At 64.4% G+C, this 25,936-nt stretch carries 26 protein-coding genes, 1 other RNA gene and 1 pseudogene; 4 read left to right on the top strand and 24 right to left on the bottom strand.

Features of this window, described 5'->3' with window-relative positions:
• Positions 1-20: 20 nt before the first annotated feature.
• The 3 genes from QA645_RS12300 to QA645_RS12290 all read right to left on the bottom strand — a co-directional run bounded on the left by QA645_RS12300 (position 21) and on the right by QA645_RS12290 (position 3,105).
• A complete protein-coding gene (locus QA645_RS12300; protein WP_254133278.1) occupies positions 21-398 on the bottom strand; it encodes a rhodanese-like domain-containing protein in 378 nt (125 codons plus the stop codon).
• Positions 399-536: 138 nt separating this feature from the next.
• Positions 537-2,249 (bottom strand): sulfatase-like hydrolase/transferase, encoded by a 1,713-nt coding sequence (locus QA645_RS12295; RefSeq protein WP_283053165.1) that lies wholly within the window; start codon positions 2,247-2,249, stop codon positions 537-539.
• Between the two features lie 190 nt (positions 2,250-2,439).
• Positions 2,440-3,105, bottom strand: coding sequence for a TetR/AcrR family transcriptional regulator (locus tag QA645_RS12290; RefSeq protein WP_283050472.1), 666 nt, complete (start codon positions 3,103-3,105; stop codon positions 2,440-2,442).
• A gap of 106 nt (positions 3,106-3,211) precedes the next feature.
• On the opposite strand from QA645_RS12290, the gene QA645_RS12285 reads away from it, so the two are divergent.
• Complete coding sequence (locus tag QA645_RS12285; protein WP_283050470.1) at positions 3,212-3,829, top strand: hypothetical protein; 618 nt, start codon at positions 3,212-3,214, stop codon at positions 3,827-3,829.
• 5 nt (positions 3,830-3,834) lie between these two features.
• Here the strand turns inward: QA645_RS12285 and QA645_RS12280 are convergent, their stop codons facing one another.
• The 10 genes from QA645_RS12280 to miaA form a co-directional block, all read right to left on the bottom strand.
• Positions 3,835-4,206 carry a lysozyme inhibitor LprI family protein gene (locus QA645_RS12280; protein WP_283050468.1) on the bottom strand — a complete coding sequence of 124 codons (372 nt, stop codon included), beginning with the start codon at positions 4,204-4,206 and terminating at the stop codon, positions 3,835-3,837.
• Positions 4,207-4,209: 3 nt separating this feature from the next.
• Complete coding sequence (locus QA645_RS12275; protein ID WP_283050467.1) at positions 4,210-5,061, bottom strand: SDR family oxidoreductase; 852 nt, start codon at positions 5,059-5,061, stop codon at positions 4,210-4,212.
• 524 nt (positions 5,062-5,585) lie between these two features.
• A complete protein-coding gene (gene ilvC, locus QA645_RS12270) occupies positions 5,586-6,605 on the bottom strand; it encodes a ketol-acid reductoisomerase (protein WP_028145443.1) in 1,020 nt (339 codons plus the stop codon).
• Positions 6,606-6,737: 132 nt separating this feature from the next.
• Positions 6,738-7,340 (bottom strand): LysE family translocator, encoded by a 603-nt coding sequence (locus QA645_RS12265; RefSeq protein WP_254133284.1) that lies wholly within the window; start codon positions 7,338-7,340, stop codon positions 6,738-6,740.
• 7 nt (positions 7,341-7,347) lie between these two features.
• Positions 7,348-8,223 carry an EamA family transporter gene (locus QA645_RS12260; RefSeq protein WP_283050464.1) on the bottom strand — a complete coding sequence of 292 codons (876 nt, stop codon included), beginning with the start codon at positions 8,221-8,223 and terminating at the stop codon, positions 7,348-7,350.
• Positions 8,224-8,272: 49 nt separating this feature from the next.
• Positions 8,273-8,968, bottom strand: a complete 696-nt coding sequence (locus tag QA645_RS12255) for a class I SAM-dependent methyltransferase (protein ID WP_254133286.1) — start codon at positions 8,966-8,968, stop codon at positions 8,273-8,275.
• A 3-nt stretch (positions 8,969-8,971) separates the two neighbouring features.
• On the bottom strand, positions 8,972-9,514 hold the full coding sequence (gene ilvN, locus QA645_RS12250; protein WP_254133287.1) for an acetolactate synthase small subunit: 543 nt from the start codon (positions 9,512-9,514) through the stop codon (positions 8,972-8,974).
• Between the two features lie 23 nt (positions 9,515-9,537).
• Positions 9,538-10,509 (bottom strand): threonine dehydratase, encoded by a 972-nt coding sequence (locus tag QA645_RS12245; protein ID WP_254133288.1) that lies wholly within the window; start codon positions 10,507-10,509, stop codon positions 9,538-9,540.
• 4 nt (positions 10,510-10,513) lie between these two features.
• The gene (locus QA645_RS12240) at positions 10,514-12,289 is read right to left on the bottom strand and encodes an acetolactate synthase 3 large subunit (RefSeq protein ID WP_254133289.1); all 1,776 of its coding nucleotides are present in this window, start codon (positions 12,287-12,289) and stop codon (positions 10,514-10,516) included.
• Positions 12,290-12,618: 329 nt separating this feature from the next.
• Positions 12,619-13,560, bottom strand: a complete 942-nt coding sequence (miaA, locus tag QA645_RS12235; RefSeq protein WP_283050462.1) for a tRNA (adenosine(37)-N6)-dimethylallyltransferase MiaA — start codon at positions 13,558-13,560, stop codon at positions 12,619-12,621.
• Positions 13,561-13,571: 11 nt separating this feature from the next.
• Between miaA and serB the strand changes: the two genes are divergently transcribed.
• Complete coding sequence (gene serB / locus QA645_RS12230) at positions 13,572-14,477, top strand: phosphoserine phosphatase SerB (RefSeq protein WP_283050459.1); 906 nt, start codon at positions 13,572-13,574, stop codon at positions 14,475-14,477.
• A gap of 128 nt (positions 14,478-14,605) precedes the next feature.
• Here serB and QA645_RS12225 read toward each other — a convergent pair.
• The 11 genes and pseudogenes from QA645_RS12225 to QA645_RS12175 all read right to left on the bottom strand — a co-directional run.
• Positions 14,606-15,901: pseudogene (locus QA645_RS12225) on the bottom strand (Do family serine endopeptidase); the annotation flags it as partial.
• A gap of 101 nt (positions 15,902-16,002) precedes the next feature.
• Entirely contained in the window at positions 16,003-16,899 is an 897-nt protein-coding gene (locus QA645_RS12220) for a protease modulator HflC (protein ID WP_254133293.1), read from the bottom strand.
• Positions 16,896-18,032 (bottom strand): FtsH protease activity modulator HflK, encoded by a 1,137-nt coding sequence (gene hflK, locus QA645_RS12215; protein ID WP_254133294.1) that lies wholly within the window; start codon positions 18,030-18,032, stop codon positions 16,896-16,898. The genes QA645_RS12220 and hflK overlap by 4 nt, the downstream gene beginning before the upstream one ends.
• 160 nt (positions 18,033-18,192) lie before the next feature.
• On the bottom strand, positions 18,193-18,708 hold the full coding sequence (locus tag QA645_RS12210; protein WP_283050453.1) for a dihydrofolate reductase: 516 nt from the start codon (positions 18,706-18,708) through the stop codon (positions 18,193-18,195).
• The gene (locus QA645_RS12205) at positions 18,708-19,193 is read right to left on the bottom strand and encodes a GNAT family N-acetyltransferase (protein WP_283050452.1); all 486 of its coding nucleotides are present in this window, start codon (positions 19,191-19,193) and stop codon (positions 18,708-18,710) included. Before QA645_RS12205 ends, QA645_RS12210 begins: the two co-directional genes overlap by 1 nt.
• A gap of 5 nt (positions 19,194-19,198) precedes the next feature.
• Positions 19,199-19,993, bottom strand: coding sequence for a thymidylate synthase (locus tag QA645_RS12200; RefSeq protein WP_283050450.1), 795 nt, complete (start codon positions 19,991-19,993; stop codon positions 19,199-19,201).
• 171 nt (positions 19,994-20,164) lie between these two features.
• Entirely contained in the window at positions 20,165-21,145 is a 981-nt protein-coding gene (locus QA645_RS12195; protein WP_283050447.1) for a tripartite tricarboxylate transporter substrate-binding protein, read from the bottom strand.
• A 136-nt stretch (positions 21,146-21,281) separates the two neighbouring features.
• The gene (locus QA645_RS12190; RefSeq protein ID WP_283050445.1) at positions 21,282-22,796 is read right to left on the bottom strand and encodes a tripartite tricarboxylate transporter permease; all 1,515 of its coding nucleotides are present in this window, start codon (positions 22,794-22,796) and stop codon (positions 21,282-21,284) included.
• A gap of 7 nt (positions 22,797-22,803) precedes the next feature.
• Entirely contained in the window at positions 22,804-23,568 is a 765-nt protein-coding gene (locus QA645_RS12185; protein ID WP_254133300.1) for a tripartite tricarboxylate transporter TctB family protein, read from the bottom strand.
• 94 nt (positions 23,569-23,662) lie between these two features.
• Positions 23,663-24,193 carry a chromate transporter gene (locus tag QA645_RS12180; RefSeq protein WP_283050442.1) on the bottom strand — a complete coding sequence of 177 codons (531 nt, stop codon included), beginning with the start codon at positions 24,191-24,193 and terminating at the stop codon, positions 23,663-23,665.
• Positions 24,190-24,795 carry a chromate transporter gene (locus QA645_RS12175; protein WP_283050440.1) on the bottom strand — a complete coding sequence of 202 codons (606 nt, stop codon included), beginning with the start codon at positions 24,793-24,795 and terminating at the stop codon, positions 24,190-24,192. The genes QA645_RS12180 and QA645_RS12175 overlap by 4 nt, the downstream gene beginning before the upstream one ends.
• Positions 24,796-24,890: 95 nt before the next feature.
• On the opposite strand from QA645_RS12175, the gene ssrA reads away from it, so the two are divergent.
• Together ssrA and QA645_RS12165 are read left to right on the top strand one after the other, a co-directional pair.
• Positions 24,891-25,266, top strand: a transfer-messenger RNA (tmRNA) gene (gene ssrA / locus QA645_RS12170).
• A gap of 114 nt (positions 25,267-25,380) precedes the next feature.
• Positions 25,381-25,899: a ClpXP protease specificity-enhancing factor SspB gene (locus tag QA645_RS12165; protein ID WP_283050438.1), complete on the top strand. Its 519-nt coding sequence runs from the start codon at positions 25,381-25,383 to the stop codon at positions 25,897-25,899.
• Positions 25,900-25,936 lie beyond the last annotated feature (37 nt).

Genomic DNA, 25,936 nt, shown 5'->3' with positions numbered 1-25,936 from the left:
TCCCTGCGCCGCCGCCCTTGCTACGCCTTCTCGGTCGCCCCTCCGGCATCGACCCAGTCCTTGAAACCGCCGACGTTGTAGACGTGGCCGTAGCCCATGTCCTGAAGCAGCTTGCCGGCGAGCGCGGAACGGCCACCGGAGGCGCAATAGAGGATCACGGTCTTGTCCCTGGCGAGCGCCTTGTCGTGATAGGGCGAGTCCGGATCGGCCCGAAACTCCAGCATGCCGCGGGAGATATTCACTGCGCCCGGAATCTTGCCGCTCTTCTCGATTTCAGGCGCATCGCGCACGTCGAGCACGAGCGCGCCCTTCCCGATCATCTCTTTCGCCTGGGCCGGCGAGATCTTCGGCACGGCCGCGTTGGCGGCCTCGAGCATCTGTTTCACGGAAATGGGCAAATGACTTCTCCTGTGGTTCGCAATCCGTTGAGCGCCCCCATTAGCCGGCATCATCCGTCGCGGCGTCCCTCATTCGGAGGAGGACACCGGGCCAAAGTATCAACGGACGCAGTGGCGAATGAATGGCCGCGATGGAAACTACAGCCCGCGGATCATCCCGGCATTGATCAGCAACCGGTTGAGCCGCCGCGCCTCGGCGCCGTCCTTGCAACCGTAGAAGATGCCCTTGCAGCGGATCATGATCTCCTTCTGCGCGACGAAGGACGGATCGAGCGGAATGCCTGCGGCTTCCTGGATCACCAGCGGCAGATAGGGACCATCGATCGTGTCCATCACCGCGTCGCTCTTCACAGGCTCGAAATTGACGGCGTCGATCGCGTAATAGGTCGCGTAGAGACGCGGATCGTAGGCGTCGAGCTTCTTGCCGATCGCACCTTCGTCGAGCCCGGGCTCGAGCAGATTGGGCGCGAACTCGGGCTGATGATCGCCATAGCGCACGATCAGGAAGGGCTCGCCCGGAAAATTCCTCTTCAAGCCTGCAATGAAGGCCTTGTATTGCTCGGCGCTCATCGCCTGCCGGCGCAGATATTCGTCGATGGACGGCGCGTTGCCCGGCGCGCGCCAGTTCGGCACCAGATCGGGGCGGAAGCGCGTCTCCCAGGGGAAATGATTGGCACCGAGATAGATGAAGCTGAACAGCGGCTTGTTCGGCGTCCGCTCGCCCATCAGCCGCAGCGCCTTGTCGTAGAAGAAACTGTCGGGCTCGACATCCTTCGCGCCGAGATCCCGGGAGTCCAGGAAGCGCTCGACGCCGGTCGTCAGCTGGAAGCTGCGCGCGCCCATGAAGCCGCCATAGGCGGGATAGAGCGACATGGTGTCGTAGCCGCAGCGGCGCAGCGCCAGCGGCAGGCCGCGCTCGACGCGACCCGAGGCGATGCGCGTCACGAAATAGGCAAAGCGGCCGAACGAGCGCGAGGAGAGACCGGCAAGTACGTTATACTCGGTGAACCAGCTCGGCCCGCCATTGCTTTCGGCCAGGAAGGTACGCTCCTTGCCGTCCCAGGACTTGAAGTGACTGCCGTATCCCGGCGGCACCTTGATGCCCTGTGCGGCGCGGATGTCAAAGCTCGATTCATCATGGATCATGATGATGTTCGGCCGCCGGCCGGCCGGATGGCAAGAATCCACCAGCGGCATGTTGAGCCGCTCATTGGTCGAGGCGTCCGACTCCATGAAGCCGTACTGCACGAAATCGGATACCGCGGTGACGCCGGAGCGGAAGAATTTCGAGAGATAGCCGTCGTCGTAATAACCGCGCCAGGCTTCGTCCGGATGATAGACGGAATATCCGACCAACCCCGCGAGACAGGCGAGCATCGCGGCGAGTGCCGGAAGGCGGCGGATGCGGAATGGATCGAGCCACCACAGCGCATACATCAGCGGCAGCGTGACGAGGCCGGCCCCGATCACCGACCAGCGCAGATTCGGGAAGATCGTGAACAGGAACGCGACCGTGTCGAGGTCGATCATCATCAGGTCGATGAAGTTGACCGTCATCTGCACGACGTCGTGCTTGAGCCGCGACAGCAGCACCAGCACGACGACCATGGTCAGCGACAGCGCGCCCGACAGTGCCGGCCGGCGCAACAGCGTGACCCAGAAGAAGTTGAGGATGCCCCAGGCGAGCAGGAAGGACAGGCGCGAGCCGAAATCGGTCTCGGTCTCGTACATCAGCGCAAGCGCTGCGAAATGCGGCGCGGCCACCGCGAGCAGCCGCCAGATGCCGAGCGCGGCGACGCTCGCCAGGACGGCGGTGGTGGCGGAAGGGCCTGGATTGGGCGCGGGCGCCATCGACGACACGCAACTCTGGTCCGGCGCGGTGATGCCAAGCCGTCTGACCGGCCCGCGGCGTTCGGCGCAGCCGGAAAGCCTGCGCCGTGTCATAAAACTGTAATGGAATGGTCACGGGCAGGCAACGCGATCCGCCATCCGACCTTCGCTTAATGTTAGCGGGAGGCGAAAGGCCGCACCTCGGGCGACGCTAGGGTTTGGCGATCCCGGCGATGAACAGATCGATCACCCCCTCCGCCATCCGCTCGACTTCGTCTTCCGCCACGCCCCAGCGCGGAAAATGGCCGTCGAGGTTCATCCGGGCAAAGCCGTAGATCAGGGCACGGCCGGCGATCAGGATGCGCTTGAGATCCGCCGACCGCAGCAGGCCGTGCGCGGCCGCCTCGGCCAGCATCCGCTCGGTCAACGCGACCAGCTCGGCATTGTCGCGCGTCAGCTCGGCCGAACTGCCATGGGCGAAATAGCGGCCTGTCGAGATGATCTCGAAATGGGCGGGGTTGCGCATCGCCCATCGCACATAGGCGATGCCGAAGGCGCGGAAGCGGACCAGCGGGTCGGCCGACGGCGCCTCCGCCAGCGCAGCCTCGATCTCGACGCGAAAGCGCCGCTGCGCTTCCTCGGCCACCGCAGCCATCAGGGCGTCGCGGTTGGGAAAGTGCCGGAACGGCGCTCCCGGCGACACCGCCGCCCGGCGCGCCGCCTCGCGCACGGAGACCTCGGCACCCTCAGCCGCCAGTTGCAGCGCAGCATCAATCAGCACGCGGCGGAGGTCGCCGTGATGATAGGGCCGGGCTTCGGATGTCTGGCGGCGGGCGCGAGGTTTGGAGGTCCGAGGCTTGGTCTGACGGGCGGGCATGGCGCCTTCTAGCATCACCCGAACGTGAATGTAAGCAGCGATTACACCATTGACGGCTACATCGCCCCGAAATGTAATCAATGATTACATAAAGGAGGAGACCACCATGTCGCAACGTCAAAGCTGGTTCGAAGGCTGGCGGCTGCTCGCCGTCCTCACGCTGTGCCTGATTGCCTTATGCCTCTGGATCGCCTCAATGCGACAGTTCGAGGTCGAGGGCGTCCGGATGGTGATCCGTTTCACGGCGCGCAGCTCGCTCTCGCTGTTCTGCCTGGCGTTCAGTGCCGCGGCGCTGGCGCGGCTCTGGCCGAACGCCTGGACGCGCTGGCAGCGCCGAAATCGCCGCTATCTCGGCTTGAGCTTTGCCGCCTCCCACACCATCCATGCGGTTGCAATCGTCGTATTCGCGAAAATGGACCCGGCCGGCTTTGCGGAGGCGACCTCGCCGGCCTCCTACATCTTCGGCGGCATCGGCTATGCCGTGATCGTCGCCATGAGCGCGACCTCGTTCGACCGAACGGCCGCACTGATCGGACCGCACGTCTGGCGCGCGCTGCACCTCATCGGCGGCTACTATCTCTGGTTCCAGTTCATGGTGTCGTTTGGCAAGCGCGTGACGACCATGCCTGGTTACGCGGCGTTCCTCCTTCCGCTGCTCGCCGTGATGGCGCTGCGGATGATCGCGATGGCCTCACGCGCGACCCCGCAAGCCGCCAAAGCCTGATCGCGTCAGCGGCCGAGGCCCTCGAGCTCGCGCGCGCGGACCTCGGTCATCCGGCGCAGGCACTCGCCGGCATCGACGCGCGCAATGGTGCCCTCGCCCATGCCGTAATACAGGCAATTGGCGTCGCGGTACTGGATCCAGAGCCGTTGCGCAGCGCGAAGCTGGTCGCGCTGCGCATCCGCCGCATTCTTCATCGCCTGCTGATAGGCGATGGTCATGCGCTTGTCCCATTGCGCGGTCTGCGCCTTCAGGCACTCGACCATCTCCGCGGTCGAGCCGTCGCAGGACCGCGGATCGCCCTGGTCCCCGGCTTGCGCCGCAGAGGCCAGGACCGTGGAGACCAAGGCGCAAAGGGCCGCAATCAGAATGCTTCGCATGCTCTAGCTCTGCGGCAGCAGCCCGAGCCGCTTGGCGATGATGCGGTCGACCGTTCGCTTGGGCAGCGTGGCCGTCATGAAGTGCCGCAGCCGGTCGGGCGCGATCTGGTAGCGAACCTTGGGGCTCGCAGCCGTGAGCGCCTCGAAGACGACTTCGGCGATCCGCTCGGCCGGCAGCCCGGTCTCACCGAGCTTCATCATGAACGCCATGACCTTGTTGAGCGCCGGCAGATAGGGCGAGTTCTGATAGACCGACATATCGAACTGCTCGGCCTTGCTCCAGATCGGCGTCTTCACTGCGCCGGGCGCAACGATGATGACGTCGATGCCGAACAGCATCAGCTCACGGCGCAGGCTTTCCGACAGGCCCTCGATCGCGTGCTTGGAGGTGCAATAGGGCGCCGACAGCGGGTTACCGTTCTTGCCAGCGACCGAGCTGATCATCACGATGCGGCCCTTCGGCCCCTTCAGCGATGGGTCCGCACCGAGCAGCGGTCCGAACGCCTGCGTCGCAATCACCGGGCCGATGACGTTGATGTCCATCTGGCGGCGGAAATCATCCGCCGACAATTCGAGCACGGGGCCGGCGACGGCAACGCCGGCGTTGTTGACGAGACCAGCCAGTGTCTCGCCGCCCAGCGCCTCGCGCACCTGGCGCGCAGCGGCCAGCACCGCGGCCTCGTCGGTGACGTCGAACAGCAGTGGCGTGAAGTTTTGGCCGAACTCACCGTTCAGCCGATCGGCATCGGCCTGCTTGCGGACGCTGCCGAAGACGCGATAGCCGCGCCCGATCAGAAATTTCGCAATGGCCCAGCCAATGCCGGTGGACGCGCCGGTAACGACGACGGATCGCATGGTCCTCTCCCCCCTTTTGTACCCCGCGACCAATGTAGGGGGAGGCTCCGCCAGCGCAATGCCATCGGGTTCTCAGGCCGCGCACCGATGATCATTTTCGAGCCTGCGCCGCCCTGCAAGAAGGCGTGGCAAGTGTCGGTTCTTAAGATGAAGTGGCGTGCGAACGTCGCGAAATACGATTGATTGCACGTTGAAAGCACGGATGAAGAGCCGAATCCTAGACTCTGAGGACACAGCGCTTTTGGCGATCGTGCGTTCCGGAAAAATTCTGAGAAACGACGCGAACTCAAGAATGTGGATTAAGCGTCAGTTCTTGGCTCTCTGGGAGCACATCAACTCGCGAAGAATTTGAATGAAGCAGCAATGCTTCGGGCGAGAAGAAAAGAGCGAGACCGCAGGTTGCGATCTCGCCCAGACATAATCGCGAAGATTTAAGATTTGGTTTGGCGAGCGAAGCTTGTGCTTTCGCTCTCGCGTCCCGAACGTAGCGCGTCGGCGACGCGCCACGTCCAGAGATCGCCGCCTTAGTTCTTCGACTTGTCGACCAGCGCGCCCTTCTTGATCCAGGGCATCATGTCGCGGAGTTTCGCGCCGACTTCCTCGATCGGGTGCTGGGCGAGCTTGGCGCGGGTCGCCTTGAACGAGGTCTGGTTGACCTTGTTCTCGAGCATCCAGTCGCGGGCGAACTTGCCGCCCTGGATGTCGGCGAGGACGCGCTTCATCTCGGCCTTGGTCTCGGCGGTGACGATGCGCGGACCGGTGACGTACTCACCGTATTCGGCCGTGTTGGAGATCGAGTAGTTCATGTTGGCGATGCCGCCTTCATAGATCAGGTCGACGATCAGCTTCACTTCGTGCAGGCACTCGAAATAGGCCATCTCCGGGGCGTAGCCGGCTTCGACCAGGGTCTCGTAGCCGCCCTTGATCAGCTCGACCAGACCGCCGCAGAGCACGACCTGCTCGCCGAACAGGTCGGTCTCGCATTCTTCCTTGAAGGTGGTCTCGATGATGCCGGCGCGGCCACCGCCGACAGCGGAGGCGTAGGACAGGCCGAGGTCATGGGCGTTGCCCGAGACGTCCTTGGCGATCGCGATCAGGCAGGGCACGCCGCCGCCGCGCTGATACTCCGAGCGCACGGTGTGGCCGGGGCCCTTCGGCGCGATCATCAGCACGTCGAGGTCAGCGCGCGGGTCGAGCAGGTTGAAGTGGACGTTGAGGCCGTGCGCGAACACCAGGGCAGCGCCCTTCTTCATGTTGTCGTGCAGGTGCTCGCGGTAGATGTCGCCCTGGAGCTCGTCCGGGGTCAGCATCATGACGAGGTCGGCCCATTTGGCGGCTTCGGCGACTTCCATCACCTTGAAGCCGGCGGCTTCCGCCTTCTTGACCGAGCCCGAGTCCTTGCGCAGCGCAATCGCCACGTCCTTGACGCCGGAGTCCTTCAGGTTGAGCGCATGGGCGTGACCCTGGCTGCCATAGCCGACGATGGCGACCTTCTTCCCCTTGATCAGGTTCAGGTCGGCGTCGCGATCGTAATAAACACGCATAGTCGTTTCCTCGTTCAGGGCCAGAATCGGCCGATAGTCAGTGTCCGAAGGGTGAAATTTGCGGATTTCGAGGGCTGTCTAGAGCATTTTCAGCCCTTAGGGAAACCCGTTTCTGCATGGAAATCCGCGACATCATGCATCCATGAAAACGGGGTAGAGGGAGGCGAGCAGCAGGAGCGCCATCAGGATATTGAAGGCGCGGACCAGCCGCTCCGAGGTCAGCACCGGGCGTAGTGCGGTGCCGAAGAAGGCCCAGACCACGGTCGAGGCCGTACCGACCAGCAGGCTGATCAGGGTCTGGATGGCGATGTTGATCGGGAATTGGGCAATCGCCGCATAGGCCGTGATGGTGCCGATCACGATCACCCAGCCCTTGGCATTGATCCACTGGAACATGGCGGCGCCCCAGAAGGTCATCGGGCCGCGACCGTCCTCGCTGCCCGGCGTGGTCGGTCCCGACATGGCGATCACGGCGGCAAGATAGATCAGGTAGGCCGCACCGGCGTATTTCAGGATGGTCTGGAGGATCGGGTACGCCAGGAACACCGTGCCGAGCCCGAGGCCGACAGCGCCGACCATGAAGGCAAAGCCGATGACGATGCCTGCGATGTGGGGAATGGTGCGCCGGAAGCCGTAGGTCAGGCCCGAGGCCAGCAGCATGATGTTGTTCGGCCCCGGGGTGAAGTACATCACCACCATGAAGGCGAGGAACGCATAGAAGAGCGAGTAGGCCATGTTCACCTCACGCAGCCTTCGCGAGCGGTTGGGGCCGCTTGACCAGCACCATCACCGCAATGCCGCCGATCACGGTCAGCATGCCGGCGAGACGCAGCGGCCCGAACCGTTCGCCGAACACGATGCTGGAGGCGGCCGATCCGACGAACGGCACCAGCAGCGCGAACGGCACCACTTGCGCCGCGGGATAGTCACGCAGCAGCCGGCCCCATAGCCAATAGGCGATGCTGGTGGAGATCGCGCCGATCACCAGCAGGCAGACGAGGCCGGTCAGCGACATATGGATCAGCGACTGGAAGGTCGGCGCCGGCCCGTTCACGACGAGCGCGAGTGCGAACAGCGGCACCGCGGCCGTGAGGCACAGCCAGGCGAACAGATCGAACATCGGCGCGCCGCGCGCACCGCGCAGCAGGAGATTGCCGACGGCAAAGCAGATCGGGGCGATCATCAGCACCGCGAAAGCGCCGACGCTGAAATCATAGCCGACGGTGCCGCAGATCATGAGCAGCCCGATGGCCGCAATGACAATTCCTAGCGTCTGTACCGGCGTCGGCCGCTCGCCGAAGACGAGCGCCGCGAAGCCGATCGTGAACAGCGCCTGGCTCTGCACGACGACGCTGGTCAGCCCCACCGGCACACCATGGGCGATGCCGTAGGCCTGGCTCAGGAACTGGCCGAGAAACAGCGTAAAGCTGATGGCGATCAGCAGCGACCAGGCGACCTTCGGTCTGGGAATGAACAGGCACGGCACCGCGGCGATGGAAAATCGCATCGCGGTCATCAGCTCCGGCGAAAATTCGTCGAGCGCGATCCGGCTCGCCACAAAGGCAAACCCCCAGATGATCGCCACCATGAGGGCGATGAGGATATCGGCCGGCTTCATTGTTGTTTCCGGTTCTGCCCTGTCGTGCAGCCCTGCTTGTTCTTCTGGTCTAGCCTTGCTCGCCGGCTTTGGGTTTGCGGAGGAGATAAGTGCCGTGCATCGGTGCGTGATAGTCGGCCGAGACCAGCGTGAAACCGACGTCGGTCAGCATCCGCTCCATCACCCAGCCGAAGGTGGAATATTCGTCGCGCATATGCGTCACCACGCCCTCGCGCGAGAAATCATGGTTCTTGATTTGGTAGTCGGCCCACTCCTCGACATTGCGCTCGACGGCATCGGGCATCGAGGCGTAGACGATGTCGCGCAGGTAGAAGCTCGCGCCGGGCTTCAAAGCGCGAAAGATCCGCGACATCGCCACGACCTTCCAGAAGTCGGGCAGGTGATGCAGCGTGAACTCGCTGACGATCAAATCGTAGGATTCCGGCCGGTAGGCAAAGCTGAGCAGGCCGGCGGACTGCGTCCGCACGGGCGCCTTGCGGTCGCGGGCATAGATCTCGGCCAGCGCCAGCATCGCCGGCGAGATGTCGATGGCGTCAACCTCGGCGCCCATCAGCGCCGCTTCGGTGGCGAGCACGCCATTGCCGCAGCCGATGTCGGCGATTCGCCAGCCGCGCTGAACTCCCAGCATTTTCAGTGCGGCGCGCGCCCGCAGATCGGCATCGTCGTGGGCGTCGTAGATCGACGCTACCGCGGGCTCGATGCCCATCCGGTTCCGCTCGTTATAGTACCAGTCGCGCGCCAGCATGGTTCACATCCCTTCGGGCCCGCGGCCGATCGCGGCAACGCCGGTGCGCGACACCTCGACAAGGCCGAGCGGGCGCATCAGGTCGATAAACTGGTTGATCTTGTCGGTATTGCCTGTGATCTCGAACACAAAGCTCTCGGTGGTGGCGTCGATCACGCGGGCGCGGAACGCGTCCGCCAGCCGCAGCGCCTCGACGCGGTGCTCGCCCTGCCCGCGCACCTTCACCATCGCAAGCTCCCGTTCGATCGAGCGCTTGGTCTGGGTCATGTCGACGACCTGGTAGACCGGGATCATGCGATCGAGCTGGTGCTTGATCTGCTGGATCACCATCGGCGTGCCCGTGGTGACGATGGTGATCCGCGACAGATGCTTCTGCGCTTCAGTCTCCGAGACCGTGAGGCTCTCGATGTTGTAGCCGCGGCCGGAGAACAGGCCGATGACACGGGCGAGCACGCCGGGCTCGTTCTGCACGAGCACTGCAAGCGTGTGCGTCTCGTTGGGATCATGGCGGTCTTCGATGAAGTAGGCGGATGCGGGCTGGTTCATTGTCGTCCCCTCTTGTCTCTTCCTCACGCCATCGCTGGCGCGTCCGTCCCGACCCAACGGCGGAACAGATCGAAATCGATATTGCCGCCGGACAGCACGAGACCGACGCGCTTGCCCTTCAGCTTGCTCTTTTCCTGCAGCGCCGCGGCGAGCGCGGCAGCACCGGCGCCTTCGGCGAGATTGTGTGTATCGGTCCAGTAGGCGCGGATCGCGGCGGCGACCTCGTCGTCCGAGACCTCTACGATGCGTGAGGCCCCCTTGCGGATCAGCGCGAGCGCATCTTCGTCGGGGATACGCGTCGCCATGCCGTCGGCGAGCGTATTCGCCGTCTCAGTGGTCACGATCTTGCCGGCGGCGAATGAGAGTGCGTAGGACGGCGCTTCCGTCGACTGCACACCGACGATTTCCGTCTTCAGGCCAAGCAGGTCACGCGCCATGATGCAGCCGCAGATGCCGGAGCCCTGCCCGATCGGCACGTAGAGAACGTCGAGATCGGATGCGGACCGGAACAGCTCGAGCGCATAGGTCGCAACGCCCAGCACGAGGTCCGGGTGGAATGACGGCACCATATGGAGCCCGGCAAACTGCGCGCGCCGCTCGGCCTCCTCGCGCGCGGCCTGAAAGTCCTCGCCGTGCTCGACCAGCTCGGCGCCAAAGGCCTTCATCGCGCGGTTCTTCTCGACCGAATTGCCGCGCGGCACGTAGATGACCGCCGGCACGCCGTGACGGCTCGCGGCAAAGGCCAGGCTCTGGCCGTGATTGCCGCGCGTCGCCGAAATGATGCCGGGCGTGTTCGGCCGCTCACGCTTGAGACGGTCGAGATAGACGAGCCCGCCGCGCACCTTGAAGGCGCCGATCGGCGTGTGGTTCTCGTGCTTGACCACGACCTCGGTACCGAGCCGCCCAGCGAGCAAGGGCCAGGCGCGCGCCGGCGTTGCCGGCACCGCCTGCCCCACGATCGCATGTGCTCGCTCGAGCTCCGTCAGGTCGAACATGGCCTCACACCAGCGCCTTGCCGCCGGCGAAGGCCTTGGCGGTGGCTTCATCGTTGGCCTGCTCGGGCAACAGCATCTCGTTATGCGCCTTGCCGGAGGGAATCATCGGGAAGCAGTTCTCCAGCGCCGCAACACGGCAGTCGAACAGCACCGGGCGCTTCACCGAGATCATCTCCTTGATGGCGCCTTCGAGATCGGCAGGCTTGGTGACCTGGAGACCGACGCCGCCATAGGCCTCCGCGAGCTTGACGAAATCCGGCAGCGCCTCCGAGTAGGAATGCGACAACCGGTTGCCGTGGAGCAATTGCTGCCACTGCCGCACCATGCCCATGTACTGGTTGTTCAGGATGAAGATCTTGATCGGCAGCTCGTACTGAACCGCCGTCGACATCTCCTGCATCGTCATCTGCACCGAGGCGTCGCCCGCGATGTCGATGACAAGGCTGTCGGGATGCGCGACCTGCACGCCGATCGCCGCGGGCAGGCCGTAGCCCATGGTGCCGAGACCGCCCGACGTCATCCAGCGATGCGGCTCCTCGAAGCCGTAGAACTGCGCCGCCCACATCTGGTGCTGACCGACTTCGGTCGTGATGTAGGTGTCCTTGCCGCGCGTCGCCTCGAACAGGCTCTGGATCGCGTGCTGCGGCAGGATGATGTCGTTGCTCTTCTTGTAATAGAGCGAGTTGCGGGCGCGCCACTGCGCGATCTGCTGCCACCAGGTCTTGATGTCGGGCTTCTTCGCCTCGGCCTTGAACACCTGGAGGATGTCGCCGAGGATGTTGCCGCAATCGCCGATGATCGGGACATCGACGCGGATGTTCTTGTTGATCGAGGACGGGTCGATGTCGATGTGGATCTTCTTCGAGTTCGGCGAGAACGCATCGACGCGGCCGGTGATGCGGTCGTCGAAGCGCGCGCCGACGCACAGCATGACGTCGCAATCATGCATGGTCATGTTGGCTTCGTAGGTGCCGTGCATGCCGAGCATGCCAAGCCAGTTCTTGCCCGATGCCGGATACGCACCCAGGCCCATCAGCGTGGAGGTGATCGGGAAGCCCGTGACCTCGACCAGCTCGCGCAAGAGCTTGGTCGCCTCAGGACCGGAATTGATGACGCCGCCGCCGCTGTAGATCACCGGGCGCTTGGCGCCGGCGAGCAGCGACACGGCCTTGCGGATCTGCGTCGCATCGCCCTTCACGCGGGGCGCGTAAGAGCGGTGCACGTCGGACTTGCGCGGCGGATGATAGGTGCCGGTCGCGAACTGCACGTCCTTGGGAACGTCGACCAGCACCGGGCCCGGACGGCCCGTGGTCGCAACGTAGAACGCCTCGTGCAGGACTTTGGCGAGATCGTTGACGTCGCGCACCAGCCAATTGTGCTTGGTGCAGGGACGCGTGATGCCGACCGTGTCGCATTCCTGGAACGCGTCGTTGCCGATCAGATGCGTCGGCACCTGGCCGGAGATGCAGACCAGCGGGATCGAGTCCATCAGCGCGTCGGTCAGCGGCGTCACCATGTTGGTGGCGCCGGGGCCGGAGGTCACCAGCGCAACGCCCGGCTTGCCGGTCGAGCGCGCGTAGCCCTCGGCCGCGTGGCCCGCGCCCTGCTCGTGGCGAACCAGGATGTGCTGGACTTCGCTCTGCTGGAAGATCTCGTCGTAGATCGGAAGCACCGCGCCGCCGGGATAGCCGAAAATGTCGGTCACGCCGTGATCGATGAGCGCGCGGACGATCATCGCGGCGCCGGTCATCTGGTTCGGATCGTGGCTCTTGTCGGTCATTGGCTTGCTCCGGATGCGCTGTTGTCAGCGGCTTCGTTCGTGTCGGGTTCGGGAAATAAAAAAGGCCCCGAAGAGGGACCCTGCACACCGCCTGTCATGTGGATGGCAGCTAGCCACCCCCGGCGGTGTGCCTGGGTACGACGGCGATAAGGAGTTTGGTAATAATGTTACGCATGGCAGGCGCTCGGCTTCCCAAAGGTTGCGCGAAACATAACGACCAAAGCCCCGATGTCAAGGCAAAGCGGCCATTCCCGCGCGATTTTGGCAGTGTAGCGGTGTTCCCGTAGTTCGGCGAGAGGTAAATGCGGGAACCCGAGCACAAAAGCACGTCAACCGGGATCCCGGACCGCGTGGGCGGCATCCGCCAGCCACCCCCTTGCCGCCCCAGGCTTCACCCACTCGAATTCCGGCAATTGATGCCGAAACCAGGTGAATTGCCGCTTGGCGTAGTGGCGGGTGTCGGCCCGGCCGATTGTGGCGGCCTCCTCCAGGCTGAGCTCACCGCGCAGATGCCGGGTCAGGGCCGGCACACCGTGCGCCTTCATGGCCGGCAGCAGCGGATCGAGGCCGCGGGCCGCGAGCCGCTCCACCTCTGTCAGGGCACCGGCGCCCAGCATGGCGTCGAACCGGGCATCGATCCGGGCATAGAGCTCGTCGCGCTCGGGCGCGAGAAACACCGCGCGAAAACGATCCTTGGGCAACAGCGGTGGCTCGCCCTCATGATGCCAGTCGAGCAGCGAACGACCGGTCGCCTCGACCACTTCAAGCGCACGTGCGATCCGCGTCCTGTCGCGGAGATTCAGTCGATCGGCGGCGCGGGAATCGCGACGCGCGAGTTCCGCATGCAGGGCCTCCACGCCGTTGCGCTCCAGCCGGGCACGTACGTCCTCACGTATTTCCGCAGGGATCGGCGGCACCACCGAGAGACCCGCCGTCAAAGCCTTGAAATACAGCCCGGTGCCGCCGATGAAGATCGGCAGGCGGCCCTCGTCTTTCGCCTCTTCCAGCATCTTCGCGGCGTCAACCACCCAGGCGCCGGCGGAGAAATTCACGGCCGCATCGACATGGCCATAGAGGCGATGCGGAACACGCGCCTCCTCATCCTGCGTGGGACGCGCAGTGATGACGCGGAGGTCGCGATAGACCTGCATGGAATCGGCATTGATCACGATTCCGCCCGTGTTCAGCGCAAGCTCGAGCGCCAGGGCCGACTTGCCGCTGGCGGTCGGGCCTGCGATAAGCACGGCCTTGCTCGAATGCCTCTCGCTCACGAAAACCTCAAATGTCCCTCGTCGCCACGCTGATCTGCAATCCCGCCAATCCCGCCCTCGACTCGACCATTGTCGACGGCGCCCGCGCCGTGCTGCCGCAAGCGGCCCCCGCGCACTGGCTGTTCGACGGGGTTGCGGTCGACATTCCCTTCGGCGCCGACAGTAACCTCGAAGCCGACCGTCACGCCATCGAAGAGCGATTGCGCGAGCTTCGCGGCGATCTGCCCATCGACATCGTGGTGCAGCCTGCCGGCGTCCGGCGCAAGAAGCTTTTTCTCGCCGACATGGATTCGACCATGATCGGCCAGGAATGCATCGACGAGCTCGCCGATCTCGTCGGGATGAAGGCCCACGTCGCCGCCATCACCGAACGCGCGATGCGCGGCGAGATCGAGTTCGAACCGGCACTGCGCGAGCGCGTCGCGCTGCTGAAGGATCTCCCGGCCAGCGTCGTCGACGAGGTGCTGGCCAAGCGCATCACGCTGACCCCGGGTGGCCGCGAGCTGGTCGCGACCATGCGCGCCAACGGCGCCTATACCTGCCTCGTCTCCGGCGGCTTCACCCTGTTCACCAGCGCGATCGCCGCAAAAATCGGTTTCCAGGAGAACCGCGCCAACGAGCTCGTCGTACGCGACGGCAAGTTCACCGGCGAAGTGAAGGAGCCGATTCTGGGTCGCGCCGCCAAGCTGGCGACTCTGGTGGATTTGATGGAGTCGTTCGATCTCGACGACATCGACTCGGTCGTCGTCGGCGACGGCGCCAATGATCTCGCGATGATCCAGGCCGCCGGACTGGGCGTGGCGTATCACGCCAAGCCGGCAGTGGCCGCTGCCGCGGCTGCGCGGATCGACCACGGCGACCTCACCGCACTGCTGTATGCGCAGGGCTATCGGCGGGACGAATTTGTTGAGGCGTAATCTCTAGCTGCGCCCCCGCGGCCGTAGGGTGGGCAAAGGCGCATCGCGCCGTGCCCACCATCTCTTACTACGGCAGAAAGATTGGTGGGCACGCTTCGCTTTGCCCACCCTACAGGACTGTGCGTCCCTTACTGCACGCTCAGCGCCACGAACCGCAGCTCGCCGTCGCCGTTCGAGACCAGCAGCAGCACAGACTTCTTGCCGTCTTTCTTGAGCTGGTCGACCCGCTTCTGGATGTCGGCGCCGCTCGCGACCGCTTCCTGCGCGACTTCGACGATGACGTCGCCGGCGGAGAGCCGCTTCTCCGCGGCATCCGAATTGGCGTCGACATTGGTGACGACCACGCCCTTGACGGTGTCCTTGATCTTGTAGCGCGTGCGCAGATCCTTGCTCAGCACGGCGAGATCGAGGCCGAGCGCCTTCTGCGTCACCGGCTTCTCCGGCGGCGGCTCGTCGGTCTTCACCGCGGCCTGCACCTTGTCCGGATCCTGCAGGCGGCCGAGCGTGACCTTCTTGGTCTGCTCCTCGCCCTTGCGGATGATGATGACGTCGACCTCCTTGCCGACCGCGGTGTCTGCGACGACGCGAGACAGGTCCTTCGGGTCCTTGACGTCCTTGCCGTCGAACTTGACGACGACGTCACCGGGCTCGATGCCGGCCGGCTTGGCCGGGCCCTTGTCGTCAACGCCGGCCACCAGCGCGCCGCGCGCCGGCTTGATGTTGAGGCTCTCGGCGATCTCGTCGGTGACGCTCTGGATGCGCACGCCAAGCCAGCCGCGGCGCAATTCGCCGAACTGGCGGAGCTGATCCACGACGCCCGCGACCGTCTTCGACGGCACGGCGAAGCCGATGCCGATCGAGCCGCCGGAGGGCGAGATGATCAGGGTGTTGACGCCGATGACGTCGCCTTCGAGGTTGAACAGCGGGCCGCCGGAATTGCCGCGATTGATGGCGGCGTCGGTCTGAATGTAGCTGTCATAGGGCCCCGAGGAGATGTCGCGGTTCTTGGCCGAGACGATGCCCGCAGTCACGGTGCCGCCGAGGCTGAAGGGGTTGCCGATCGCAACCACCCAGTCACCCAGGCGCAGCTTGTCGGAGTCGCCGAACTTCACGGCAACCAGCGGCTTCGGCGGCTTGAACTTCAAGACTGCGAGGTCGGTCTTCTTATCGACACCGACGAGCTCAGCCTTGATCTTGGTGCCGTCGTTGAGAATGACGTTGATCTCATCGGCATCGGCGATGACGTGGTTGTTGGTCACGACGACGCCGGAGGTGTCGATGATGAAGCCGCTGCCGAGCGAGTTGGCCTTGCGCGGCGGGCCGCCGCCGTTATCGCCGCCCTTGCTGCCGCCGCCGGGGCCTTTGCGGTTCTTGAAGAAATCGTCAAAGAATTCCTCGAAGGGCGAGCCGGGCGGCAGTTGCGGCAGGAAGTCGGCGAACGCAATGGACCTCATCGGATTGGAACCTCCCGTGGTGCTGTTCTTGTCTGGACGAAGGGCGGCCAAACCTGCCGCCCTTGTCTAGCTTACGGTTTCGCCGGCGTCTCGGTCGCCGTCTTGCCGGACGGGTTACCAAAATACCGGAAGAAATCCGAGTCCGGCCGCAGCAGGTAGCGGGTGTCGTCCTTCTTCAGCCCGTTTTCATAGGCCGTCATCGACCGGTAGAAGGCAAAGAAGTCAGCATCCTTGCCATAGGCTTCGGCGAACAGGCGGTTACGCTCGGCGTCACCGACACCGCGCGTCTGCTCGGCCTGCGAGTTGGCCTCGGCAATGATCACGGTTGCCTCGCGATCGGCCTTGGAGCGGATCTCCTGTGCCTTCTGGCCACCCTGCGCGCGGAACTCGGCCGCTTCACGCTGACGCTCGGTCTGCATGCGCTGGTAGACCGCCTGGCTGTTCTGCTCGGGCAGATCGGCGCGACGGATCCGGACGTCGACGACCTCGATGCCGTAACCGTCGGCCTCCTTGTCGAGCTGCTCGCGGATGCGCCCCATCAGCTTCTCGCGTTCATCGCGCACCACGGTGATGAAGTTGACCTCACCGAGCACGCGGCGCAGTGCCGCGTTCAAGAGCGAAGTGAGCTGGAGATTTGCCGCCTGGATCGAACCCACGCTCTGGTAGAAGCGCAGCGCGTCCTTGATGCGATAGCGCGCAAAGGCGTCGACCACGAGCCGCTTCTGGTCGGAGGCAATGACCTCCTGCGAGGGATTCTCGAGGTCGAGAATCCGCTTGTCGATGTTGATCACGGAATTCCAGGGCGCCTTGAAGTGCAGCCCGGGATCGGTGACGACGTCCACCGGCTTGCCGAATTGCAGCACGATGGTCTGCTCGGTCTGCTGCACCGTGAACAGCGACATGTAGGCGACAATCGCGACCAGAAGTGCCGCAAGCAGCACGACGATGCCTGTAACCGGAGACCTCATCTTGTGCCTCCGCTCGACTGCTGGCCCGTCGTCGTAGGCTTCTTGGCCGACAATTCGTTGAGCGGCAGATAGGGCACGACGCCCTGGCCCGAGGGGCCACCGTCATAAATCAGCTTGTCCGAGCCGCCGAGCACGCGCTCCATCGTCTCCAGATAGATCCGTTCACGCGTCACGTCGGGCGCCTTCTTGTATTCCTCGTACACCTTCAGGAAGCGGGCGCTCTGGCCCTTGGCCTCGGCGACCGCCTGCTCCTTGTAGCCTTCGGCGGCTTGCAGGATCTGCGCAGCCTTGCCGCGCGCTTCCGGCACGACCTTGTTGGCATAGGTCTGCGCTTCGTTCTGCAACTGCTCGAGATTGGCGCGCGCTGCCTGCACGTCGCGGAACGCGTCGATCACCTGCGCCGGCGGATCGACCTTCTGCATCTGCACCTGGGTGATCTGGATGCCGGCGCCGTAGCCGTCGAGCGTCTTCTGCATCAGATCCTGCACGGTGCTCTCGGTCTGCGTCCGCGCGCCGGTCAGGATCGGCTGGATGTTGGAGCGCCCGATCACCTCGCGCATCGCGCTTTCGGCGACGGCCTTCACGGTGCCTTCGGGGTTCTGGATGTTGAACAGGAAGTTGCCGACGCCGTTGGGCTTGATACGCCACAGCACGGTGAAGTCGACATCGACGATGTTCTCGTCGCCGGTCAGCATCAGGCTCTCTTCCGGCACGTCACGGATCGAGCGGCCGCGGCGGGCCGGATCGTCGATCAGCGTCATGCCGATGGAAATGGTCGAGACGCGCAGCGCCTTCGGCAGCAGCACGGTCTCGATCGGATAGGGCAGATGATAGTTCAGGCCCGGATCCACGGTGCGCACATGCTTGCCGAAGCGCAGCACGACGCCCTGCTCTTCGGACTGCACGCGGAAGAAGCCCGACAGCAGCCAGAGCGCGACGACGATGAGCAGGATCAGCGTGATGCCGATGCCGGAGAAATAGCCACCCGGCATGATCTGCTGCAGCCGGTCCTGGCCACGCCGCAGAAGATCCTCCAGATCCGGCGGCCTCGGCCCGACCGGTTGCGGGCCTGTGCCCCATGGTCCTTTCGGACCCGAGCCCCATGGGCCACCGCCCTGATTCTTCCACGGCATTCGACGCTCTCCTCGGCAGACCGGGACTAGAACTAAAGCCGGCCCGCATTGTCCGGTCCGGCTTTATAGGGGACCGAAAGGACCCTTACAACGCAAGCCTGACCGACCCACGAGCTAAGCTCGGGGGTAGAAAAGTCAATGTTAACATTGGCGAATGCAGTTAATGGGACGGCCGCCGACGATATGTCACATAGGAGAAGTCGGCGCTGTCGTCCGGCCCGGCCGGATGGCGAACGCGCCCGGTCTCGTCCCACTGCGCCCTGTCGATCTCGAAATGCGTGTCGCCATCGGGCCGCGCATGCACTTCGGTGATTTCAAGGCGATCGGCCCGGTCGAGCCATTGCCGGAAGATTTCGGCGCCGCCGATCACGGCGATTTCAGCGGCTGAACGCCGCAGGGCGTCACCAAGCGCAACCGCGGCCGCAGCCGCCGCCGATGTCGTGACGACGGCGCCGGCGGCGCGATAGGCCGCATCGCGCGTGATCACGATGTTGGTGCGGTTCGGAAGCGGCCGGCGCCCCGGTAAAGACTCGAAGGTCTTACGGCCCATGATCACGGGCTTGCCTATGGTGAGCGCCTTGAAGCGCGCCAAGTCGGACTTCAATCGCCACGGCATCGCGTTGCCGGCGCCGATGACGCCGTTCTCCGCGATCGCAACGACGAAGACGATCTCCATCAGGTCGCACTCCCTGCAAGCCGCGTCAACGCAGGACCGGAGACCCGGCACAGCGTCCAGTCGTCCAGCATCGCGGCGCCGAGCGATTTGTAGAACGCGATCGAGGGCGCGTTCCAGTCGAGCACCGCCCATTGCAGGCGCGACCAGCCGTTGTCGACGCATTCCTTCGCCAGATAGACCAGCAGCGCCTTGCCGAGGCCTTTGCCCCGATGCGACGGCCGCACATACAAATCTTCGAGATAGATGCCGTGGCGACCGCTGAAGGTGGAGAAATTCAGGAACCAGACTGCAAAGCCGGCGGGCTCGCCGTTCCACTCGGCGATCGCGCAAAACAACCGCGGATCGCTGCCGAACAAGGCCTCGGCAATGTCAGCCTCGGTCGCCTCGACCTCATGCGAGAGTTTTTCGTACTCGGCGAGTTCGCGGACGAAACCAAGCACGAGCCCTGCTTCGCCAGGATGCGCGCGGCGAATGCTGAGCGACATCGGTGCTAGACCGCGACTTCTGCCTTGATGTGCGGATGCGGATCGTAACCGACGAGCTCGAAGTCCTCGTAACGGAAGGAGAAGATGTCCTTCACGTCAGGATTGATCCGCATCACCGGCAGCGCACGCGGTGCGCGCGTGAGTTGCAGCCGCGCCTGCTCCAGATGGTTGGAATAGAGATGGGTGTCGCCGAGCGAATGCACGAAGTCGCCGGGCTTCAGGCCCGTGACCTGCGCGACCATCATGGTGAGCAGCGCGTAGGAGGCGATGTTGAAGGGCACGCCGAGGAACACGTCGGCCGAGCGCTGATAGAGCTGGCACGACAGTTTTCCGTTGGCGACATAGAACTGGAACAGCAGATGGCAAGGCGGCAGCGCCATCTTGTCAACGTCGGCCGGATTCCAGGCGGTGACGATCAGCCGGCGCGAATCCGGGGTGCGCTTGATCATGTCGATGACCTTGGCGATCTGGTCGATGCTGCCGCCGTCCGGCGTTGGCCAGGAGCGCCATTGATGACCGTAGACCGGGCCGAGATCGCCATTGGCATCCGCCCACTCGTCCCAGATCGTGACGCCGTTATCCCTGAGATATTTGATATTGGTGTCACCCTTCAGGAACCACAGCAGTTCATGCACGATCGCCTTCAGCGGCAGCCGCTTGGTCGTCAGCATCGGGAAGCCGGCGGACAGATTGAAGCGCATCTGATGGCCGAACACCGACAGCGTGCCGGTACCGGTCCGATCTGTCTTCTCGGCGCCGTCTGAAAGAATCCGCTCGAGCAGGTCCTGATACTGGTGCATGTGCGATAGAGCCTTTGGGGAGGCGGCGAACTTAACGGCGCCCCCGGCGCTGTGACAGCGGCGATTCGCTGGTCCCGCCGATTATACCCGGAAAAGTGAGAACTCCCGGCGCAAACGACAAGGGGCGGAACTGGTGTCCCGCCCCTCGCCTATCGGTTTGATTGTACTGGCTTAACTTGCCGGCTTGAGCACCGGGGTCCACTTCGCGATCTCGGATTTGACGAGGGCGGCGAGCGCCTCCGGGGTCCGCTCGGCCGCGGTGGGGATGACGCTGCCGAGCTCGAGCAGGCGCTTCTTCACGGTCTCATCGTCGAGCGCCTTGGCGGCGGCGGCGTTCAGGGTCGCCAGGATCGCGGGCGAGGTTCCCTTCGGCGCGAACATCGCATTCCAGGCCTGGGCCTGGAATGTGGGCAGGCCCGCTTCCGCCGTCGTCGGCACGTTCGGCAACGACGGATTGCGCTCCGGCGTTGCGATCGCATAGGCCTTGATGGTGCCGGCGTTGATCTGCGGCACGGCGTTGACGATCTGGTCGCACATGTAATCGACCTGGCCTGCCACCAGCGCGTTCATCGCCGGGCCGGTACCGTTGAAGGGCACGCCGACCGGCTTGACGTCGAGAATGGAGTGCAGGAGCTCGCAGGACACGTGCGAGACCGAGCCGACGCCGGCATGCGCGGCGTTCACCTTCTCGGCATTCGCCTTCACGTAAGCGACGAACTCCTTGAGGTCCTTTGGCGGAAAATCCTTGCGCGCCAGGATCAGGATCGGCGTGCCCGCGAGCAGCGCGATCGGCTCGAAGTCCTTCTCGGGATGGTAGGCGAGCTTCGGATAGAGCGGCACGGACGCCGCGTGCGTGCCCATATGCCCGGTGATCAGCGTATAGCCGTCATTGGTCGCGCGCGCGGCGCGCGTGGTCGCAGTGGTACCACCGGCGCCGACCACGTTCTCGATGATGATGCTCTGCCCTAACGTCTGCGCCATGTGGGCGGTGACGATGCGCGAGATCACGTCGGTGGGGCCGCCCGCCGCGAACGGCACGATCATGGTGATGCTGCGCGTCGGATAGGTCTGCGCTTCGCTGGTCGCGACAAAGCCGCACAGCGATGCGAGCACGGCTGCACATGCGCCCGTGAGCGCGCGAATGGAGGTCATCTGGATCATCTCCGACATAAACAAAAATGCCGGCCTCGCGGCCGGCATTTTCATTTCACGAAGACATCACACAAGTCGATTGGACTTCCGAATGCGGCGTGCCGACGCGTGACACGCCGACGCAGGTACGCGCCGCTCAGTTCTCGGATTCGGTGAACACCTCGTCGCGCTTGGCGCGCAGCATGGGCAACAGCGTGAGCACCAGCAGGAACGCCGCGATCGCGAGCAGCACCGCCGAGAGCGGACGCGTCAGGAACACGCTCCAGTCACCACGCGAGATCAACAGGGCGCGGCGCAGGTTCTCTTCCATCAGCGGTCCGAGCACCATGCCGAGCAGCAGCGGCGCCGGCTCGAAATCGTGCTTGATCAGCCAGTAGCCAACGAGACCGAACACGCCTGCGAGGATGACGTCGACCGGCGCGTTGTTCACCGAGTAGATGCCGATCGCGCAGAAGATCACGATCGAGGGGAACATCAGCCGATACGGCACGCGCAGCAGGCGGACCCAGATTCCGACCAGCGGCAGGTTGATGATGATCAGCATCAGATTGCCGATCCACATCGAGGCAATCATGCCCCAGACCAGATCAGGCTGCTTCTGCATCACCTGCGGACCCGGCACGATGCCATGAATGGTCATCGCGCCCACCATCAGCGCCATCACCGCGTTCGGCGGGATGCCGAGGGTGAGCAGCGGGATGAAGGAGGTCTGCGCCGCGGCGTTGTTGGCGCTTTCGGGCGCAGCAACGCCCTCGATCGCGCCGCGGCCGAACCGCTTCGGATCCTTGGCGAGCTTCTTCTCGAGCGTGTAGGCCGCGAACGACGCGATCACCGCACCGCCGCCGGGCAGAATGCCGAGGATCGAGCCGAGCACGGTGCCGCGCAAGATCGCGGGCGTCGAGTCGGCCAGGTCCTTCCTGGTCGGCATCAGGCCGGTGATCTTCTGCTGCACGAGATCGCGATTCATCTCGGCGCCGGCGTCGAGATTGCGGATGATCTCGGCGAAGCCGAACACGCCCATCGCCACCGTCGCAAAGCCGAGGCCGTCGGCAAGCTCCGGAATGTTGAAGGCCATGCGCGAGGCACCGGTCTCGATGTCCGAGCCGACCATCGACAGCAGCAGGCCGAACACGATCATCGCGATCGCCTTCAGCACCGAGCCCTTGGCGAGCACGACGGCGAAGATCAGGCCGAGCACCATCAGCGAGAAGTACTCGGCCGGACCGAACGCCAGCGCGAGTTTTGTGAGTGGTGCACCGAGAACCGCGATGAGCACGGTCGCGACGCAACCGGCGAAGAACGAGCCGATCGCGGCGATCGCCAGCGCCGGACCGGCACGGCCCTGCTTGGCCATGGCGTGGCCGTCGATGGCAGTGACTACCGATGTCGCTTCGCCTGGAATGTTGACCAGAATCGAGGTGGTCGAGCCGCCATACTGGGCGCCGTAATAGATGCCGGCGAGCATGATCAGCGCGCCGACCGGCGGCAGCCCGAACGTGATCGGCAGCAGCATCGCGACGGTCGCGATGGTGCCGATGCCCGGCAGCACGCCGACGAGCGTGCCGACGAGCGCGCCGATCAGGCACATCAGAAGGTTGACCGGAGAGAAGGCGACGGCGAAACCGTGAGCGAGGTTGGCAAAAAGCTCCATGACAGCCTCACTGAGCCAGGAAACGCGGGAACATCGGCATTGGCAAACCGAGCACGTAGGGGAAGAGAAGCGCGCAGCCGACCGTCAGGCAGGCGCCGACGATGGCCGCCTCCACCCAGCGCGTTTCATGCGATCCCAGCGCCGCAATCATGAAGCTCACAAACGCCGAGACCACGAGACCAAGCGGCCGGATCGCCAGCGCGAAGAACAGGATCGCGCACATCACGAACAGGGGTCCGCGCCATGAATAATGCGCGAGCGAGGGACCCTCGGCCAAAAGGCCCGTCAAGGCGATGCCCGCCGACAGAGCCACCAACAATCCCCCGAACATCCGCGGTGCGGTGCCCGCGCCAAAGGAGAAGCCGCGCATACCCTGCAGGTCGCTCGAGGCCCACAGCGCGAACAGCGCAAGCGCCATCAGAATGACGCCGCCGATATAGTCCTGCGCCGACCTGATCGTCATGAACAGTGTGACAATCGCCACCGCGAACAGCGGATAGGAATAGATCAGTGCCAGCAGAACGTCCGATGACGCCTTCTTGGTATCACCGCCGACCGCGCCGAGCAGCGCAGCCGGACCGCCCGCGACCAGTGCAGTCGCGTGGCTGATGAGGACCGAGGCCGGACCGCGCCCGGCACCCCAGCCAAAGATCGTCCCGATCGACCAGATGAATTCGAAAATCTGTGGCGCGATGGCCAGCAGGCAGAAGCCGATCGCCACCGATGTGTTTCTTGTGGCTGACGCCGCCGAGTGGCCCATTGTGTCGGCCATGCATGTCTCCTCCGCGACCCGTAAGCCACGAGCACTGTTGTTCTAATCGGCTGGAAATCGATCCCCGGCCCGGATCATTGCCTAGCCATTTTCATCACACAATGCCAGCAAAACCCAACAGGCCTCCTGCGAGCAGAAGCCACAGTGGATTGACGCGCGAGACGGAGGCGATCACTGCAACCGCAGCGGTCAGGAGCAGCGCAGCAATGGTGCGATCGGTCGACTGTGCCAGGATCAGAGCACTCGCCGCCATCAATCCGATCGACAGCGGAACCAGTGCAGCCTGGATCAGGCCGGGCCAGCGCGATTGGCTCGGCCGGTTCAAAAGCCGGCTGACATAATAGGCAAGCAGCGCCGTCGGCAGGCACATCGCCAACGTTGCGGCCAGCGCGCCGGGAATGCCGGCAACGGCATAGCCGATTAACGTGACGATAAGCACGTTGGGACCTGGCGAAAGCTGCGCGATCGCATAGGCGTCCGCGAACTGCTTGTCGGTCATCCAGTGATGCACATCGACGGCGATGCGGTGCATCTCGGGCACCGCGGCCGCGGCGCCGCCGACCGCGAACAAGGACATTAGACCAAAGGTGGAGATCAGCGCCCAGATCGGGTTCTCGCTGCTCATGCTGCTACCTTCCGCCGCATCAGATAGGTGACGCCGATGCTGAGCGGGATCGCGACCAGCAGCACCGCCTGCAACGGCCAGCGAAGCACGCCGATGGCCGTGAACACGCCGAGCATCAGGATGAGCACGACGACGTCCATCCGCTTCAGCAGCGGCATCATCATGCGGAAGACCACCGCGATCAACAAGCCGACCGCCGCGCAGGAGATGCCTGCGAGACTACGACGCAGCACCTCCACGTCGCCGAACCGGGCGTAGATGATCGCGAGCACCGTCATGATCAGCGTCGGTGGCAGCAACAGCCCGGTGAAGGCTGCGACGCCGCCGGCGATGCCGCGCAGCCGCGAGCCGAACACCATCGACAGGTTGACGATGTTGGGCCCGGGCAGGAAATGGCAGAGCGCAAAGGTCTCGTTGAATTCGTCCGCGGTCATCCATCGATGCTGGTCGACGATGGCGTGCCGGGCAAACACCAGGACGCCGCCGAAGCCAGCCAGCGACATCCGGGCAAAGGCCAGAAACAGCGCGGCGAGACCTGGCGGAGCGGCGTGAGTTGGCGAAGGATCCGGCTCTTGGGCGGCCGGTGCTGAATCCGGGGACATGCCAACAGCTTAGAACGCGGTCCGCCGCGGGGCCAAGATCAGACAGGAGACCGGTCGGAACCTATCCAAAGGAACCTCCGCGCAGTCGCGCCAAACCCCTGTCTTTCTAAACCTTTGCCCCCTATATTGGGGGTGCCGGTTCGCCGGCTATGGAAATAAACGGTCGTCGCAATAAACCATTCGGACCCGGGGGCGGTACCCGGCGCCTCCACCAAAGCTCATCGTTTGGCGGGCTTGGCCCACTGGCAAGTGAGCTTCGGCGGGGGCGAAATAGGATCGACGAGGGCGTAAAGGGCGTGCTTTTTCCCGGTATTGTTCCGCCGTTATCGGGCTACTGCAATAGTTGCCAACGACAACTTTGCTCCGGTTGCTCAGGCTGCGTAACGCAGTTTGAAAGACCATCTTAAAGTCCTAACGGGTTAAGCTCCGTTAGGCGGGGTTCGGAGGCACCTGGCAACAGAAGCCTCCACTTACCTCTGATTTCCTTCCCGGCGGGGACTCCTGCTGACCCGTCAGGCGCGGTACTATTGCGGCTTGGCGAGTCGGGCCGGCAGGGCCCGTCTCCTGGAATGCAACAGGACCACCATGGCGACCGATCATATCCGATACGATGTGCTGGCACGCGACGCGCTGCGCGGCGTGTTGCGCAAGGTGCTGACCGACGCCGCGGCCCATGGCCTGCCGGGCGAGCACCATTTCTTCATCACCTTCGTATCGAAGGCCGAGGGCGTGAAGCTGTCGAGCCGGCTGCTTGCGCAATATCCGGAAGAGATGACGATCATCCTCCAGCACCAGTTCTGGGACCTGACCGTGCTCGAGGACCGTTTCGAGGTCGGCCTGTCCTTTGGCGGCATCCCGGAGCGGCTGATCGTGCCGTTCAGCGCCATCAAGAGCTTCCTCGATCCGTCCGTGAAATTCGGCCTCCAGTTCGACACCTCGGATGTCGCGGAGGTGACGGGCGAGAATTTGCCCGCGGCCCCGGCCCCATCCGCCGTGGCGGCACCCGCGCCGGCCACCGAGACGGCCGAGACCGCGGAAGAACCGACCCCGACGAACCAGGGCGGCGCCGAGGTCGTGCGGCTCGATCGTTTCCGCAAGAAATGATCTAGGTTGGCCGCGAGACCGTCGCGCCCGGCCAAAC

Origin of the sequence: Bradyrhizobium sp. CIAT3101 (assembly GCF_029714945.1) — a bacterium.
GTDB lineage: Bacteria > Pseudomonadota > Alphaproteobacteria > Rhizobiales > Xanthobacteraceae > Bradyrhizobium.
This window is presented reverse-complemented; position numbering and strand designations above follow the sequence as displayed.